Here is a 17,287-nt window from a genome sequence, read left to right on the forward strand (position 1 = left end):
AAAACTTATTTTATGACGGTATGACAATTCAAAAAGCCGCGCGGAATAAGAACATCCAGTCTAATACTTTATTTTCTGCTGACAATTAGACTGAAAAATAAAGTGTTAGACTCGGAAAATAAAGTATTAGACTAACAAATTTGGCCATACTACTACTAGAAGCTCTTCTACTGTCTACAGAACTGACATCCAGATTAACATCATGACTCCAAACGGGGCTGCCTTCGGCTAGCCCTGTTTTCTTTTAAGGAGGCGTAATCATGGCAAAACGTAAGCGTGAAATCACGGATGCCAAAATTGATAGATTCATCAAAGAAGGTAGAGGCCAAGGAACAGGAGCCGATTATCTTCCTTGGCTGCGAGTACAGGATGTGCCTTCTACTGGCAGATCGACCCGTGGTGTTGGTTGGACAACGGGCAGGCAGCATACCTTTCTGTCCGATTTAGAGCGAGATTATTTCTATGCATTGGATTATGCCGATGAGGTAACAGACATTCGAGAGCAATATCCCCTTCTTCCACTAGAAGAAACGAAGCTAATCGCGGACAAGCTCGGTATAGAACATCCAAAAGATCCTAAGTCAGGCGTGGATATCGTCATGACTACGGACTTTTTAATTACATATAAGGACAAGGAATACGCAAGAACTGTGAAGCCAGCTAAGGACCTGGAGAACGAACGTGTACTTGCAAAATTTGAAATTGAGCGGGTGTACTGGGAGACGCACCAGGTTGATTGGGGAATTGTAACAGAACGGGATCTACCATATACGTCGATCCGCAACGTGGAGTGGGTTCATAAAGAGTATTCCAACGCAGATGTCGCAACGCTAGGAGTATTTGCCATCCAAAGCTTGGAACGTACGCTGGCAACTTTGCTATTATCAGGTGCAACAATAGCAAAGGCGTGTCTTGCCTGCGATGAACAAATAGGATTGGAAGCTGGCACATCTTTAGCGATGTTCAGGCATTTTATAGCTCGGAAAATTTGGGCAGTTAATATGCATGAAAAGATTAATCCTTCGAACAGTGCTAATGGGTTTAGTGTAATTAAGACAAACGATTTATTGGCGAAAGGCGGCTAAGGTATGCAATTACTCTATGAAAATATGGTTGTCGAATGGCAGTTGCCTGAGTCGGACTTGTGTCAGGTTGAGAGAATACTATGGATTTCTCCTAACAAAGAATATCTCTATTGTATTGCAATGGACGATGATAAGGCCTTTCCTGTTATGAAGCCTTACTCGGAATATGCGGTGGGTCTTGATTCTAAAATGTGCAAGTTGGTCGAGTGGGTTAACGATAGTGTCCCTGTGGTTGATACTGATATTGCACTGGAACATCTAACGCTTCGTGAAAAGTCATGGGATGTCATCAAAGATATTGTACTGGATGAGCCGAATTGCTTCGACAAAAGTTTCAGGGGAGCTCGAATCCGTGAAGTTCAGGAGCGAACCACTGTTCATAAAAGCACGATATACCGCTATTTGCGCAGATATTGGCAAGGCGGCAAAATGAAGAATACTCTGCTGCCTCACTATAATAATTGCGGAAGTTATGGCAAAGATCGTTCTCCTACCGATGTCAAACGGGGACGGCCTCGAAAGTTTGAAAATGAGCCTGTCGGCATAAATATTGATGAGGAAATTAAGCAGTTGCTGAGATCGGGTATTCGATTGTTCTATAACACAAAGGAGAAATCTCCTTTAAAGCATGCCTATCAGAAAACGCTGGAGAAGTTCTTTGCAAATGGGTATCGGAAAGAAGGACAAGCACTTATACCTATTCTCCCTCCTCCAGAGAAGCTGCCCACTTTCGGCCAGTATAAGTACTGGTTTCAGAAAGAAATGAATCTTGAGGATACGTTGAAAAGCCGGCTCGGAAAAAAGAGATATGAGTTGAATTACCGTCCGATACTTGGAAGCTCTACTCATGAGAGCTTTGGACCGGGGTCCCGATTTCAAATTGATGCTACTGTTGCAGATGTTTATTTGGTAAGCGAATATCAACGGGAATGGATTATTGGCCGCCCGATTATATATATCGTCATTGATGTGTTTAGCCGCTATATAACTGGCATGTATATTGGCTTGGAAGGTCCGAGTTGGGTAGGTGCCATGATGGCATTAGCCAATACAACGGCTGATAAAGTCAGATATTGTGCCGAATATGGCATTGAAATAACCGAATCCGAGTGGGTGAGCAGTCATTTGCCGCAAAAGCTCACAGCAGATCGCGGTGAGTTGGAGGGCGACAAGCCGACTCGACTTATAGATGTTCTAGGGGTGGACGTTGAGAATGCACCGCCCTATAGAGCGGATTGGAAAGGGATTGTGGAACAGCAATTTCGACTTGCTAACTTAAGAAGTATTCAATTTATGCCTGGAGCGATCAAGGAACGCTATAGAGAACGCGGCGAGCGCGATTATCGTCTTGACGCAAAATTAACGCTCCGAGAGTTTACTCAGATTATGATCCGGTACGTTCTTTATCATAACAACAACCATCATATGCTCTGGTATGATCGCAATGAATTTATGGTAGCCGATAATGTATCACCTTTACCACAAGAACTATGGCAATGGGGAATTGTGAATCGGACAGGTCGTTTGAAGAAGCTTCCCGAGGCAATGGTTAAGCTTAATCTGCTCCCTCAAGGAGAAGCCACCGTGACATCCGCTGGTATTCAGTTCAAAGGTGTCCATTACAGCTGCGATCTGGCGATGCGAGAACAATGGTTCGTTAAAGCCAGAGTCGGCAAGACCTGGCGTGTAAAAGTATGCTATGACCCGCGATCAACCAACGAAGTCTACTTGTGGTTGGATGACGGAAGACAATCTGAAGTATGTACCCTACTTGATCGCGAAGAAAGGTATCTCAATAAGAGGTTTGAGGAGGTAGATGATCTACTAGAAATCGAGCGTTATCACGGCAGGTATCACGAGGTAAACAACATGTTAGCCAAAATCGACTTGGATGCACAGACCAAGGCCATTGTGGAGCAAGCGACGAAAAAGACGGACGAAGCGTTGCGTCATAGCGATAAAAGTAATAATCAGCGCGTCAAGGGAATCAGAAAAAATCGGAGTGAAGAAAAGCAGTTAAATCGGCAACAAGAGGTCTTCCAGTTATACGAACCCCATGCAGCAGAAGACAAGAGTTTCATAGCCGATAATGTCGTACCAATGAAACAAGACGAACCGCCTAAAGCAAAAGAAGCGTACATTCCTCCAGCGGACAAGTTGTCCAAGATTAAAGCCTATTTGCAGGAAGAAGGTGATGAAGAGTGAACGAGATAGACGTTCCGTTGTTTCATTTTAATCGAGGACAATTTATAGAAGCCGATTATCAAGACCCTCTACTTGAGGTTTATCGGAATAATCCACTCTTGGAGGCTTTGCCTCCTATCTGGGATGACAAAACGGTGGCCAAAAATCTCGCACACAATCCGAGTTTTAAAATATCTGAACGAGAATTACCCGTCCATTTGAGAATGCATTGTGTGCAGCGTATTTCAAGAGAATTCTTTCGACCATTATCGAGGCATCTCGAACTGCAACAAAGTCTCTCCAGATTGATCAGGGATGGTTATGTGGGTCGTAATCCTCTTACCCCTAACTATGCCTTCAGAGCCCGTAAAGATGCATATGAGCTCATTCTGAAGGGGAATACGAGCGGTTACCCCGTGAACACGCCGACATCGGCAGGTTTTGCTCTCGTTGGTATATCCGGAATCGGGAAATCGAGCAGTCTAATGCGTATTCTTCAGATGTATCCTCAAGTGATCTTGCATGGGAAGTATAAAGGGCAGGACATGCCTGCTCCCTATCAGATCGTATGGCTAAAAATGGATTGTCCACATGATGGTTCTATTCGAGGCTTGTGTTTGAACTTTCTTCTGGCTGTTGATAGCTTGGTCGGAACGAAATATTACAAAAAGAACACCACAAAAACGACGGATGAATTATTGCCAATTATGGCTCAGGCGGCTGCCGTACATTGTCTCGGCGTGCTTGTCATTGATGAGATTCAAAATTTGCAAGAGGCCAAGGATGATCGTGCCGCGCAGATGCTGAACTTCTTCGTCCAACTGGTGAATACGATTGGTCTTCCGGTCATTCTTGTGGGTACCTATAAAGCGTTGCCTGCCCTGAATGGAGAATTCAGGAATGCGCGGCGTAATAGCGGACAAGGCGATGCCACATGGCATCCTTTTCAAAAGGATGAAGAGTGGGAATGGCTTCTGCAAGGACTATGGAAGTATCAGTGGACAGATAAAAAGGGTGAATTGACGCCTGAGTTCATCAATGTAATGTTTGAGGAATCGCAGGGCATATCGGATATCGCCATTAAGCTGTTTATGCTGACCCAGTGGCGTGCGTTAGACAAAGAGATTGAGCAAATTACGCCAGAGATGGTGCGATCCGTTGCCAGAGACCGATTCACATTGATTAAGCCAGCACTTGAGGCTTTACGTTCAGGGAAAAAGCAGCAAATTCAAAAATTTGCAGATATCTATGACAGTGTATCTGTAGATGATTACGTAGATCGAATTGAAGCGGAAAGACGAAAAGCAGAGCGTCTTGAAGTTATAAAGACGGAGCTTGGCTATGATCTTAAGGAACAGACGATTGCCGAAATTCATGGTTGGCTGATTGAAGCTGGTATAGAAGAAGCCAGCGCGTTGAAAGCAGCACAGGCAGTAGCCCTGAAGCATCTGGATGAATTGGATTCCGTTGATGTGCATAAAGAAGCGCTCAAGATCGCGCTACATGAGCAGAATGAGTCAACTGCATCAAAGCCACGGCCGCGTAGTAAAGCGAAAGCGAAGTTGCTACCAACAGAGCCGAGTGATTTGCGAGTTATTGTGTCTCAAGGGAAGAAACAGAAGTTAGCAGCTTATGAATCATTAAAGGTCGCGGGATATATTAAAAATCCGTTGGAGTTTATCGGCTAAGGGGAGGTGAACTAGATGAGTGAGTATAGTCTTTTGCCTCTCCCCTACCCAGATGAATTACTTTATAGCGTAATTACACGTCATCACTTGCGGATGAACAACACGAGCCCGAAATGGACGTTAAGAGAAGTGTTTGGTACAGAGAATGTTATACCCACGCTGGATCTTCCAAGTCATATCAATGACCTCTCCAAGCGAAGCCAGTTGAACGGCATATCCTCCGATCAATGGATTGACGAACATACGTTATTCGCGTTCTATGCCCCTTTCCTTCCAGTGGAACGCTGTAGACGCCTTCGGCAGATGATGAAAGCAGAGACGGAGCTGGCATTCATACGCTGACAGGAGTTACGGCCAGTTCGGTTGATAGAAGCAGTGATTTGAAGTTCTGTCCTATTTGTTACGAGGAGGACATAATGAGGCACGGCGAATCCTATTGGCATAGGACCCTTCAGGCTACGGGAGTAATGATCTGTCCAAATCATGGTGTTGTACTTCACCGAATAGTTCACCTCGTAGCAGATCGTCATGGATTAACAGTGTTGCCAATTGCAAGGTGGTTATTTCAATCCGAGCCGGTGCTAGTGGATCTTCCAGAGAAAACTTTGTTACGATTGCAAGAAATCGCTCTGGACGTTCAGTTACTGCTTGGTATGAAGCAGTCACATGAGTTGTATGACTTGAGGGAGTCCCTGCTGTATAAATTGAGTGAACAAGGTTGGCTGACGCCAGCTAAACGAATTCGGCAACGTGAACTTGCAGAGCAGTTTACTATCTATTACGGAAAAGAACTGCTGGAGATGCTGGGATGTATGACTTATGGGAACGATTATTCCTGGCTGACCTTGGCAACAAGGAAGGCCCGAAGAGCTGTGCATCCATTAAGGCAACTGCTGCTTATACGTTTTCTCTTTGGTTCTTTTAAGCTCTTTTTAGAGCAAAGGAATATCAGGTATTTCCCTTTCGGAGAAGGACCGTGGCCCTGTCTGAGTAAAGCTGCAGATCATTATAAAGAATCGACTATAGAGAGGGTACAGATTACTCGCTGTACGGATACGGGTAAACCGGTTGGCACATTTACGTGTAGGTGTGGCTTTTCGTATTCCAGAAGAGGACCGGATCAGACATTGCAGGATCGTCTACAAATTGGGCGTATAAAAGCCTTCGGTCCTGTTTGGATGAACCAACTGAAAGTTCATTTGCAGAATGGTTTGTCATATCGGGCTACTGCCGAGAAGCTTGGGGTCGATACGAATACTGTCATTAAGTACGCACTACATGATCAAGTAGAGCAAGGATTGGATTACGGCAAGACTCAAGCAGGTTTGAAATCTAAAAAAGCAAAACTTTCTGGGATGAAATCTGCTACAGGTTACATCCGAGTTGATTGGGAAACACGCGATCTTGAAATAAGTTGGGAAGTTGAAGCAGCCAGTAAAAGACTACTTGAAGATAATCAATCGAAGCCGATACGCATCACTGTTGCTTCAATCGGTAAGCGTATTGGGAAGCTTGCGTTGCTTGAGAAGCATAAAGATCGACTTCCTTTAACTACAGCAATCTTAACTAACTATCTGGAGTCGGTTGATCAATTTCAGATACGAAGAGTTCAATGGGCAGCGAAACAAATGAAAGATGAATTTCCCATCAAACGATGGAAACTTATAAGAAAAGCTGGATTAAGACCAGGCTATTCGCAGACTGTGTCGGAGACTCTTGATTACTATAGCGGTCAGGGACTGCATACTTTGAGCATCACAGATGAGGTGACGTCGCAGTGGCATCAATAGAATTTCGTCCTTGGCCATTCTTAGAAAATGAAGATGTTGAATTATTTTGGTTTGGTTCTCCCTATACGGATTATAAGGGGGATTGGAGAATTCGTATTGCTTTCAGAAGAGCATCCGGGGAACTGAAGATCTTGACGCGTGCTTGGGGAACAATTCCTTTATTACGAATCGGACAAATTTATACGAATGGTGTACTTAATCAAGTTCGTCCAATGAGTGGATCGTCTTATACATTCACCATCCCCTCGCTTGATACTGGTATGGTTGTGAACGCATTCCAAATGCCAAAGCGTCTTATCGATTTTGGGAAGAATCCTGAGTTGGGTATGCAAAAAATCGTTCAGTATACCATGGGGAATATAACATTGTGTATTCCTGCTATTGAGCTTGTCAGAGCGATGTTTATTAATTCAAAGCTAATGGCGTATTCTTTGATGCAGCCACATGGCTTGGAACAACTCATAGAAGATTGTGAGTTTGAAAAGAGTATTCTTCATTTCCATTTAGCTCCTCGTGTTCCAAATACAATGGCTACGGAGGGCAATGTTCGTCATATGTCTTGGATCTATCTAGACTTTAAAATGAAAGCTATGTGGGATTCGATTTACCAAGGGTTATTTAGCCAAGCAATAGCTGAGTCTCCTACTAGCCCGACAAAGATGCTAAGAAAAGGAGCTCCTCTTAATGTAGAGCTACCTTCTACGGGGCCTGTTGAACTGATCGTACGAGGCGATAAATTTATAAATATGATCTTGGTGAAAGAGATTTTAGGATTTGCTGGGTTCACGCATCCAGCCAATGAAATAGAATTCTGGCATCACTCTAAAAAGCGACAGGAATCCGTCTTTGGGGACAGACGTTTGAGAATGACATCTCAATCCAAGAATGATGACTTCATCATAAATGATGAAAGTGAAAATGCAAGAGAAAATACGAACCAGGATGTGTTAGATGCTCCTCCTACTTTCATGAAGTTCATTAATTATCCAGTAGTGAGAACCCGAAAGAAAAGTGTTAGGCAAACGAATGCGGGCAATGATGTAATTGTCAGCTCTGGTAGAGGTGGCAAAAATTCAGGAGAATCAAGGGAAGTCAGTGTTCAGGATTCAGTCGTAGATGGCGATTTGCCTCCCATTGATTTTAAAACACTGGAGATGGTCCCTATTATGGAAGCCGTCGGACTGGAAGAATTCTTTCAGATGATAAGCATGCTGAAAGAGATGACATCGTATTCTATTCGGATGTCTGTAGTTTGTATTCCTTCAGGAAGGCGGTTTTCGATTTGCCCTAATGGTGTGCGCCGGACGTGTGCTATTGTCCAGGTAACAAGTTCAATAAAAACTAAATATATAGTAGAGGTTGCTCGGCCAGATGATTGGTCTATATCTACGCTTATCCTTCAACCACTACAGTATATTTCTTTGAACGAAGTAGAAGGTGAAATCATGCTACTTTTGGAAGGACTAATGCGCAGGAGTGGTCACTGGGAGAGTCACGTTATTGATGGGGGGCATAGATTTAGCTTTGAAAAAGCAAGGCATTATCAGAGTGATACCCCTAAGGGGTGGGCATACAGAATAAGTGAGAAATTAATTTAAAAATTGATGGATAATAAAGGAACATGTGGAACTATGTCGAATAGTAATAGGGATATAGTACTAGTTCTTTAGGAGGAATATTAATGTATGAACGGGCAATAGCCAAAGAGATGTTTGCATCTGAATTAACATTATCAAAGACGAACCCCAGGTTTCCCAAACCCGTAAATAGTGAAGAAGAGGCCATCTTAACTTTTTTTGAGTTGAAAAAAGTGGGTCCCAAAAAAATAGAAGCCCTTATTCAGGATATTATAGAAACTGGCGGGGTTCTGCAGGATTTTATCGTTCTGCATACCAACAATGAGTACATTGTTTATGACGGAAATAGAAGATTGACAGCATTAAAACTGCTAATGAATGATACAGCAGAACTTATAAAAGCAAAGTATCCAAGTACCTATCGTTTTATAGAAAACGTAAAGCATAGTGTCGATGTTGAAAGTTTGGCTCTCTATGCTAAAGTTTATTCAGATCCTGAAGCAATGGCAAATCATGTAGTAAAAATTCATTCCGGTGAACAGTCAGGTGCAGGTCAGATTACATGGAGTTCCAACGAAAAAGACACATTTACTGCTCAATTTATTGGACAACAATTCAACTTGGGGAATATGATCTACAGAAAACTTGAAGTTGATCCAAATAATAAAGAACTCTATGGAAAAATAAAAAACGAAAGTTACGCTACGACATTCGAACGTATATTTGGATTTCTGGATATTAGAACTAGAATATTTAATTTGGAACGTGGTAAAAAAGTTGATTTGGATAACCCGAAACATTTTGATAAGGTTTGCGAAATGATTGAATTTTTCATCTCAAATAAGGCTAAAGCGAACGTTGGAGATGTGTATACTGCTGAATCAGCTAGCAATTATTTTGCAAACATTTTACCAATTAATATTGATATAGGTCCTGATGATGAGAGTGGAACTGGTGGCGGAACAGGCGGAACTGGTGGCGGAACAGGCGGAACTGGTGGCGGAACAGGCGGAACTGGTGGCGGAACAGGCGGAACTGGTGGCGGAACAGGCGGAACTGGTGGCGGAACAGGCGGAACTGGTGGTGGAACAGGTGGAGCTGGTGGCGGAACAGGTGGAGCTGGTGGTGGAACAGGTGGAGCTGGTGGCGGAACAGGTGGAGCTGGTGGTGGAACAGGTGGAGCTGGTGGCGGAACAGGCGGAGCCGGCAGTGGAACTGGGACTTATTCTCTCGTTTTAAACTTAAAATCCACTAAAAAATCACTTAAATTGTATAATGATTATGACTTAAAAGAATTAATTGAAGTTGCAACTGATTCTAACGGGGAAAATTTAAAAGACAGAGTAGTGTTTAATGCGGACGGGAACTTAATAAAAGAGAATCACATTTTTTCTGGAGATGCACAGATTGGGACTTATGCCATACAGGTTAAATTAGAAAATAACGGATATTCCGTTTCAAAGAGCGTTGAAATTAATGTTTCTCTATCCAGTAAAGGCATCAAAATAAATCAACCTAAGAATGAGTTTTTCAAGTCTCTTGCTGCATTTACTGATGGAGAAGTGAATATCAATATAAATAATACTGTTAATATGTTGATCAATGAGATTCAATCGCTAGAGAATGCTCAGGACTACAGATATATGATTGCTTCATCAGTCAGGCAGTTGTTAGAGTTATCTATAGAAAAAGTAATAAAAGACAAAAACCTTAGAAACCATGGAAATCCTAAGCAGAATTTGAATTTTTTAATTGAACATTTATCTGAAAGGACGTTACTGACTCAGATATGTAATGGTGATAACAAGCTAAGGTATCAGGCTATCAAGAATTTATTGGGCTCTATGGAATCTGATAAATTATATGATTATTTAAATCTAATAACTCATAGTAGTTATGCTGCCATGTATGATGAATTAGTGGAAAGAGTAAATTTAAGAATTACACCGATCCTAGTATTGTTCCATAACTACTTACAGTTAGTCTGAGTTTTCGTTGGCCACGCAGGAACGATGTCTGCTATTATTACACTGAGGTGATCACAACCATGGCCATTCTATCTCCATTAAGATATCCGGGTGGTAAAGATAAAACATATAATTACATTAAGCATCTTGTGAATATAAACAATATATCAACATATATAGAGCCATTTGCGGGAGGAGCAGCTGTTGCTCTTCGCTTGCTTATTAATCAAGATGTCAAAAAAATAATCATTAATGATTATGATCGTGGAATTTATGCTTTATGGAATATAATCGTTACTCAACCTGAAAGATTAATTCAACTTATACAAGATACTCCGATTGATATAAACCAATGGTATATTCAACGAGAACTTCAGAAACAAAAAGATAATATTGATGAGTTATCTTTGGCTTTTTCAACTCTTTTCTTAAATCGAACTAACAGATCGGGAATTATTAAAGCAGGTGTTATTGGTGGTAAGAACCAAGATAAAACTTATAAGTTAGATTGTCGGTTTAATAAAGAAACTATCATTAAAAGAATTAGACTGATAGCCTCTTATTCGGATCAAATAAAGGTTTGTAATTATGATGCAAAGGATTTTATTGAGGAGGAGATTAAACAAACGCGTTACTCACTTACCTTTTTTGATCCGCCGTACTATGATAGAGGACCTGATTTATATACGAATTTTTATTCGCATGAAGATCATGTTGAGTTGGCGAAGATCATACAAACAAAGATGAGGAACAGATACTGGATCCTAACCTATGATATTGCTAATCAAATTGAAGAACTTTATCATAAACGGCTTCATACAAAATATTACTTAAATTATTCAATCGCAACCCCTACTAAAGGTCAAGAATTTATGTTTTTCTCAAACAAAACAGTGACAGGAGAGTTTCGAGAGTATTTACAGATTGTATAAATGATCGAACGCTTCCAAGTTTATGTTTTGGGTCTACATAATATCTAAAGAGTCTAGCTGAAGTTGTTTTGATGAACGAACATGTGAGGTAATCATCCCCGTTACGATGAGTTGCCGAGTGCACTTTAATTATCACGCCAAAGAGGAGAGATCGATTTGAAGTTTTGGACTGTTCAACATAGAAATGTAGCAAGAATTCTTTTCGAAAAACAAACTTATTTTCCTGATTTTAATATTCCACATCCTTCTAATAAGTATGGAAGCATGAGGAATGTATACCCTATAGTTCTGGATGAATATAGAAAAAGGAATAATATTGATTGTTCGGGAATCGTGTTTGGTTTTAGTCAATTAGAGCGTGTTGAATTAGAAGATAGTCAACAATTTTATGATTTTTTTCGTAAATACCCAAATACTTCTATAGCATTTCAGTTCTGGGACCCTTTATATTGTCTGCTAGAGTTAGAGATAAGCGATTCTATAGATGTAACTCCTATTGGATTCAACGACTTTATAAAGTTATCAATAGAACCTGACAAAGACATTGGACGCATGAACTATATTAATCAATTTGAGGCTACTCCGTTTGATCAACAACTTATTGAAATAAAGGATCATTTTAATAACGGTACAGTTCGAGATAATTGGGTTGTTCAAGTTCACACCCACTCGATCTCGAAAGATAACATAGTTGATATCCATCCGATGTTTGATTACCAATCCGGACGATTTTTTGAGATGAACGGAAGTTTTATGAGATTGAAGAATCTTGATCTTACCGGAAAATAAATAAGGGCAAAGATGTTTGAATTTGTTACAGACACGAAAGACCTGCTTAATTGAGCAAACGGTGAAAGTTATCTGAACAACATAGCGGCAGTCTAATACTTTATTTTCTCGTTCATAAATGCCACCGTTTAAAATAGAAGGATCAGTCTAAAACTTATTTCTCAATACCTGACGATTTTGTAACCAAAAAACCGCGTTAGATCAACAACATCAGTCTAGTACTTTATTTTCCTCGAACAGCTTGTCTGGTGATAAAAAAGTGTGGAACCAGTAAAAAAAGTCTGGAACTAGTCATTTTACAAACATCAAGAAAGATCCCGATGATATATCGGGATCTTTTTAGCTTAGGAGGGCAATTATGTCTACAATAGGCCAACGAATTCGAACTATTAGAAAACAAACAACTTAAATCAAATAAAGTTTGCAAATATAATTGGAATTTCTCAAGGAACGTTGAGTGAGCTGGAGCAAGATAAATACAGACCCTCTCTTGATATAATTATAGCAATTAAAGAAAACTTCAATTCCCATATAGAGTGGTTAATCTTTGGAGATACGCCTGTATCAAAGAACACTATTTTTAATTTAGCCATTGAAGCTCAGGAATTAGAACTTATTTCTTTGTTTCGAGAACTTACTAAAGAAGATAGAGATGAAATTATTGATTTTATAAAACTGAAGATTGTTCGGTACTAATCTTTCACGGGAGTTCCTTAATAATATGTCTTAGAAATACTCATTTTAATTTTGGTACATAAAAGTCACGAATTATCCGTATACCGATTATCCCTGGCATTTATGCATAAAAAAATTAACAATAACTATAATATGAATAGAGAAAGGAGTGTAATAATTCATGTCACTAAATTCACTTAGCATATTTGATATTGCTTTTGTAACACCCCACGGTATCTGTTTTCAGCAAGTTTTTTATACTTGCTCAAGAGCCATACGTGAGAAATGGTTTGAAAGAGCTTTGAAAGAAGGCGGTTGGAACCTCAGCATTAGATATACCCCAACTGATCTAAAATCAATTTACATAAGAAATGAATTTGAAGATTATGAAGAATGTAGATTGGTGGTAAAAGAATCATTACAAGGTCTTAACATAGAGACCTATTTACAGAGTGTGCAACTAATGAAACTTGCAAAAGAAATATTGAAAGACTATCCCTAAAAGTAAAACTTCAGCTATCACATAGTTAATTAAATTGTAAAAGAAGGTGTGAGGCGCTACTTCTTTAAGCGAACTAATGGGTACTAAAATTTTCTATTTGCTATATCTTTTCTTTAAAGGAGAGACAAAATGCTCCATTAAAAAGGTATTATTTTTACCGATTAGATTCAAATCTTCTTGTTCTAATACCTGCCCATTTAATTCAATTCGAAAACCAGAATTTAGAAATGCTAAAAGATCAAAGGATTTTTTGATTTTCTCGTTATTAAGGTCCGAATGAATTGTATCAATTGAGTCCACACAGTAGGGGAACGTCATTTGATTAGCAATACAAAGTAAATAATCGGTTGTAACATCAAAAACCTCTGCTAAAGATATTAAATGATTAATTTCAGGTCGTGCTACATTTCGCTCCCAATTAGAAACAACCTGTTTGGTTACCCCGATTTTATTAGCAAGTTCCTCTTGTGTCCATTTATGGAGTAGTCTTAAATTTCTACATCGCTGTCCCAAAGTATTCATGAGTTCACCTCTATTGAGAATATCAAATAGGTTTTAACCCGACCCATCTGCTTACTAATTATACCTACTTATAGCCCATATTATAGCTTATTCATACCCTACTGTACCCTACGAGTAGCCTATGAATAGGCTACGAAGTAAAATATAGCTAAAAAATATTACTTTGCTATTGTATAAAGCTGTGAGTTGTTATATTCTACATTTGTATTTTGAAGTAAAACTAAAATATATCTTAGGAGTAGAAAAAGATAACTGAACTTTACTCTGATTTAGTAGTTCTAAAAAGAAGGTGAATAATGAGCAAAATTCAATCAAGTAACTCTATAGCATCTATTCAACGGAAAATCAAAGAAGGAAGAGGTCAAGGCCACTTTTCGGAATATAAACCTTGGTTGACTGTACATGATGTACCTTCAATAGGGATAGTTACTCGAATTCTTGGTTGGAAAGGTGGTCGACTTCACCATTATCTGTCTGAACACTTTGAATTGGCACATCATTACCAAATGGAGTGGTCAGAGCAAGTGATTGATATGCGCGAACAATTTCCTTTATTACCCCTAGATAAAACCCTCTATATTGCACAAAAGTTAGGCATTAAACATCCAACTGACCCCAAGAATAAGCTTCCCATCATTATGACTACAGATATGTTACTTACAGTAAAACAAGAAGAAAGTATAAAATTTATTGCACATTCCGCAACCCGTAAAGCGCCAATATATCCCCAAGAAGGATGCGGATCGGGCATACGAGATCATTCGAACGATAATGGAACGTCTGGAGTTAACGTTACACCCGACCAAAACGCGAATCGTCGGACTATGGACAGGAGAAGAAGGCTTCGACTTCCTAGGCATGCATCACCGAAAGACGAAGGCCGAAACTTCCGAAAGCCAAGTATATTATACGACCCAACAATGGCTGTGCCGTAAGGCAGAGGAGCGAATTAGGGAAGTCGTGAAGGAACGACTAGCCCCTGCGAATATGCGTCACAAATCATTCCAAGAACATTTGGAATACTTAAACCCGAAAATACAGGGTTGGCGTAACTACTACGTTACGACCTACAGCCAAAGGAAGATGGCTAAACGTGACTGGTACATCCTTCAGCGACTCACAAAATGGTATGCCAAGAAGCGTCAACGCGCTCGATGGAGGAGCTCATTACGCGAAGTGAAATCATTGTCCGTTCAACTCGGACTCAGAACGCTATTGTAATCTGCATGCACATGAATGACGAACATCGGAAAGCGTATGAGGGAAAACCTCACGTACGGTTTGATGAGGAGGGGCAGAATTTATCTGCCCTTTACTCTAGCAGAGGCGCAGTGAAGACGGCGGGATACAAAACTATGCCGGCTGCCAGCCGGGCGGACGCTGCGGCCAGCTTCCAGCCGGGCAGTCATCAGGTGTTCCAACCGAGTATCCAACGGATTTTCCAGCAGAATATCCAGCTGACATCCAGTCACGTTTCCAGCCAGGCTTCCAGAAATTCGTCAGGTAATCATGTTAAGTTATCGCAAAGCGCAAGGATTCGGAGCACCGGCAGAGAATGTATACAGGGAAGATCTCCCAAATCGGCCGGCACCCCGCCTGAATGTCGACACGCGTCGAATTCCTCGATTGATGGCAAGCCATTCCCAGCGTTTCTTCTCCATTCGCTCTTTTTAGGCAAAATATTAACACCTTATGTTAGACAGACCAAATTTAACTAAAATTTTACTATACATTCTTCGAAATTTTGATATAATTCTACCTAGGTTACCTTTCCAATTATGATAGAAAATAGAATTGGATGGTTTTTATACCTATCCAAGCTGTGCGCGAGAGACCAGTCCACTGGCTACCCAGCAAGCTGGCATGCGGGGACCGACAATTGTGGAAAATGACAGCCGAGAATATGTTGCTCCATGACGTCAGAAGGTTCAGAAAGGATGAAGCCAACCTTATCCCAATTCCGATGGAGGATGAAGCGCGTGAGCATTTTTGAAAAGCTGGAATCCAACGTAAGATCTTACTGCAGAAGCTTTCCAGTGGTATTCGACCGGGCCAAGGGGGACCTGTTATATTCTGAGGACGGAAGAGCATATATTGATTTTTTTGCAGGTGCCGGGGCACTGAATTACGGTCATAACAACGATTATATCAAGGACCGGGTTCTCGATTACTTGACCTCCGACCGGATTATGCACGGTCTGGATATGTATACAATGGCCAAGCGCGAATTCATCCAGAGCTTCTCGGAGCGGATCCTGGAGCCGAAGAAGCTGAATTACAAGCTTCAATTCTGCGGTCCGACGGGGACGAACGCGGTGGAAGCGGCCCTTAAGCTCGCACGCAAGGCGAAGAAGAGAACCGGGATATTCGCATTCATGGGCGGCTTCCACGGCATGTCGCTCGGCAGCCTGTCGGCGACAAGCTCCAAGTCCATGAGGGAAGGGGCGGGGCTTCCTCTGGGCGGAGTTACGTTCATGCCGCACCCGAGCGGGGCTTTCGCAGAAATGGATACGCTCGGCTATATCGAGAATATCCTGACTGATTCGCACTCCGGAATCGACAAGCCGGCCGCCATCCTGCTTGAAACGGTACAAGCCGAAGGCGGAATTCACGTCGTCGACGCGCAGTGGCTGCGCGGGCTGCAGCAGCTTTGCCGCAGGCACGATATCCTGCTCATTACCGACGAGATTCAAGTCGGCTGCGGCCGGACAGGCGAATTCTTCTCCTTCGAACGTGCGGGGATCGAGCCGGATCTCATTACCCTGTCGAAGTCGATCAGCGGGTACGGCCTGCCAATGTCCCTCCTGCTGCTGAAGCCCGAACTGGATCTCTGGACGCCGGGCGAGCACAACGGCACCTTCCGCGGCAACCAGCTCGCTTTTGTGGCCGCCAAGGCCGCTCTCGAGTTCCGGGACAGAGCCGCCCTGGAAGCCCAGGTGAAGCAGAAGGAAGAGTTTGTGCGCTCGTTCCTTGACAAAGAAATCAAGCCTCTGCATCCGTCCATCGCCATCCGCGGACTCGGCCTGATCTGGGGCATTGACGTCTCGGGCTTCACGGATGAAGCCGGGGCGAAGCGGATGACGGAGATCAGCTTCGAGAACGGGCTCATCATTGAAAGAGCCGGCAGAGGAGACCGCGTGCTGAAGATCATGCCTCCGCTGACCGTCTCGATGGAGCATCTGGCCGCCGGCTGCGACATTATCAAGTCCAGTATGCAGCAGGTGATCTCTCAGGAGACCCAGGATTTGCTGGTAACGACCTAAGCTCGGCCAAGCCGGTGGCCGCCCCGGCAAGAGGCACGGAAGTGCCTTCCGGGGGCCGTGCGGCCCTGATGTTAAGATAACGTTTTCACCCCATTGGAAGATTTTCTCCCCATGCTGCCTGCGGTACCGTCAGGCAGCATGGAATTCACCGCCAATCCAAGGGCTGTCCCGTTCATGCCATACGGAGCATTCTTTGAGCCTCATGCAGCACCATCGTCACATCTAAGAAAAGCTCACTACCCCGCAGCCGGATCTTTACTTATCCACACCAGGCGGGGGAATACACAAATCGTACATAGAGTGTATCAATATC

The 17,287-nt window shown here is 42.1% G+C and carries 16 protein-coding genes; 14 read left to right on the top strand and 2 right to left on the bottom strand.

Going from position 1 to position 17,287, the window contains the following annotated elements:
• Positions 1–260 precede the first annotated feature (260 nt).
• From ASL14_RS16065 to ASL14_RS16115, 11 genes are all read left to right on the top strand, one after another.
• On the top strand, positions 261–1,085 hold the full coding sequence (locus ASL14_RS16065) for a TnsA endonuclease N-terminal domain-containing protein (protein ID WP_134912359.1): 825 nt from the start codon (positions 261–263) through the stop codon (positions 1,083–1,085).
• Positions 1,086–1,088: 3 nt separating this feature from the next.
• Positions 1,089–3,290 carry a Mu transposase C-terminal domain-containing protein gene (locus ASL14_RS16070; protein ID WP_134912361.1) on the top strand — a complete coding sequence of 734 codons (2,202 nt, stop codon included), beginning with the start codon at positions 1,089–1,091 and terminating at the stop codon, positions 3,288–3,290.
• Complete coding sequence (locus ASL14_RS16075; protein ID WP_223264006.1) at positions 3,287–4,957, top strand: AAA family ATPase; 1,671 nt, start codon at positions 3,287–3,289, stop codon at positions 4,955–4,957. Before ASL14_RS16070 ends, ASL14_RS16075 begins: the two co-directional genes overlap by 4 nt.
• A 15-nt stretch (positions 4,958–4,972) precedes the next feature.
• Positions 4,973–5,299, top strand: coding sequence for a TniQ family protein (locus tag ASL14_RS28990; protein ID WP_134912362.1), 327 nt, complete (start codon positions 4,973–4,975; stop codon positions 5,297–5,299).
• Positions 5,296–6,747: a TnsD family Tn7-like transposition protein gene (locus ASL14_RS28995; RefSeq protein WP_335338633.1), complete on the top strand. Its 1,452-nt coding sequence runs from the start codon at positions 5,296–5,298 to the stop codon at positions 6,745–6,747. The genes ASL14_RS28990 and ASL14_RS28995 overlap by 4 nt, the downstream gene beginning before the upstream one ends.
• Positions 6,735–8,345, top strand: coding sequence for a Tn7-like element transposition protein TnsE (locus ASL14_RS16090; RefSeq protein ID WP_134912366.1), 1,611 nt, complete (start codon positions 6,735–6,737; stop codon positions 8,343–8,345). The genes ASL14_RS28995 and ASL14_RS16090 overlap by 13 nt, the downstream gene beginning before the upstream one ends.
• Positions 8,346–8,428: 83 nt before the next feature.
• The gene (locus tag ASL14_RS16095; RefSeq protein WP_134912368.1) at positions 8,429–10,312 is read left to right on the top strand and encodes a ParB N-terminal domain-containing protein; all 1,884 of its coding nucleotides are present in this window, start codon (positions 8,429–8,431) and stop codon (positions 10,310–10,312) included.
• Positions 10,313–10,371: 59 nt separating this feature from the next.
• Positions 10,372–11,223: a DNA adenine methylase gene (locus ASL14_RS16100; RefSeq protein ID WP_134912370.1), complete on the top strand. Its 852-nt coding sequence runs from the start codon at positions 10,372–10,374 to the stop codon at positions 11,221–11,223.
• 156 nt (positions 11,224–11,379) lie between these two features.
• Complete coding sequence (locus ASL14_RS16105; protein WP_134912372.1) at positions 11,380–12,012, top strand: hypothetical protein; 633 nt, start codon at positions 11,380–11,382, stop codon at positions 12,010–12,012.
• 453 nt (positions 12,013–12,465) lie between these two features.
• Entirely contained in the window at positions 12,466–12,708 is a 243-nt protein-coding gene (locus ASL14_RS16110) for a hypothetical protein (RefSeq protein WP_237171577.1), read from the top strand.
• Between the two features lie 160 nt (positions 12,709–12,868).
• Entirely contained in the window at positions 12,869–13,189 is a 321-nt protein-coding gene (locus ASL14_RS16115; protein ID WP_094153705.1) for a hypothetical protein, read from the top strand.
• Positions 13,190–13,282: 93 nt separating this feature from the next.
• Here the strand turns inward: ASL14_RS16115 and ASL14_RS28150 are convergent, their stop codons facing one another.
• Positions 13,283–13,711, bottom strand: coding sequence for a helix-turn-helix domain-containing protein (locus tag ASL14_RS28150; RefSeq protein ID WP_223264007.1), 429 nt, complete (start codon positions 13,709–13,711; stop codon positions 13,283–13,285).
• 296 nt (positions 13,712–14,007) lie between these two features.
• On the opposite strand from ASL14_RS28150, the gene ASL14_RS28155 reads away from it, so the two are divergent.
• Positions 14,008–14,646, top strand: a complete 639-nt coding sequence (locus tag ASL14_RS28155; RefSeq protein WP_223264008.1) for a PDDEXK family nuclease — start codon at positions 14,008–14,010, stop codon at positions 14,644–14,646.
• Entirely contained in the window at positions 14,570–14,932 is a 363-nt protein-coding gene (locus tag ASL14_RS29095) for a group II intron maturase-specific domain-containing protein (protein ID WP_223264009.1), read from the top strand. Before ASL14_RS28155 ends, ASL14_RS29095 begins: the two co-directional genes overlap by 77 nt.
• Before the next feature lie 80 nt (positions 14,933–15,012).
• Here ASL14_RS29095 and ASL14_RS27415 read toward each other — a convergent pair whose 3' ends face one another.
• On the bottom strand, positions 15,013–15,183 hold the full coding sequence (locus ASL14_RS27415; RefSeq protein WP_189338166.1) for a hypothetical protein: 171 nt from the start codon (positions 15,181–15,183) through the stop codon (positions 15,013–15,015).
• A 507-nt stretch (positions 15,184–15,690) separates the two neighbouring features.
• Between ASL14_RS27415 and ectB the strand changes: the two genes are divergently transcribed.
• Positions 15,691–16,974, top strand: coding sequence for a diaminobutyrate--2-oxoglutarate transaminase (gene ectB / locus ASL14_RS16140; protein ID WP_134912382.1), 1,284 nt, complete (start codon positions 15,691–15,693; stop codon positions 16,972–16,974).
• Positions 16,975–17,287 lie beyond the last annotated feature (313 nt).

The organism is Paenibacillus sp. IHB B 3084, assembly GCF_001447315.1.
Taxonomy (GTDB): domain Bacteria; phylum Bacillota; class Bacilli; order Paenibacillales; family Paenibacillaceae; genus Paenibacillus.

Excerpts from the sequence above, each read along its gene's own strand:
- ASL14_RS28150 (WP_223264007.1), bottom strand. The coding sequence starts at position 13,711 with ATGAATACTTTGGGACAGCGATGTAGAAATTTAAGACTACTCCATAAA.
- ASL14_RS29095 (WP_223264009.1), top strand. The coding sequence starts at position 14,570 with ATGCATCACCGAAAGACGAAGGCCGAAACTTCCGAAAGCCAAGTATAT.
- ASL14_RS16065 (WP_134912359.1), top strand. The coding sequence starts at position 261 with ATGGCAAAACGTAAGCGTGAAATCACGGATGCCAAAATTGATAGATTC.
- ASL14_RS16115 (WP_094153705.1), top strand. The coding sequence starts at position 12,869 with ATGTCACTAAATTCACTTAGCATATTTGATATTGCTTTTGTAACACCC.
- ASL14_RS28990 (WP_134912362.1), top strand. The coding sequence starts at position 4,973 with ATGAGTGAGTATAGTCTTTTGCCTCTCCCCTACCCAGATGAATTACTT.
- ASL14_RS28155 (WP_223264008.1), top strand. The coding sequence starts at position 14,008 with ATGAGCAAAATTCAATCAAGTAACTCTATAGCATCTATTCAACGGAAA.
- ASL14_RS16095 (WP_134912368.1), top strand. The coding sequence starts at position 8,429 with ATGTATGAACGGGCAATAGCCAAAGAGATGTTTGCATCTGAATTAACA.
- ASL14_RS16100 (WP_134912370.1), top strand. The coding sequence starts at position 10,372 with ATGGCCATTCTATCTCCATTAAGATATCCGGGTGGTAAAGATAAAACA.
- ASL14_RS16070 (WP_134912361.1), top strand. The coding sequence starts at position 1,089 with ATGCAATTACTCTATGAAAATATGGTTGTCGAATGGCAGTTGCCTGAG.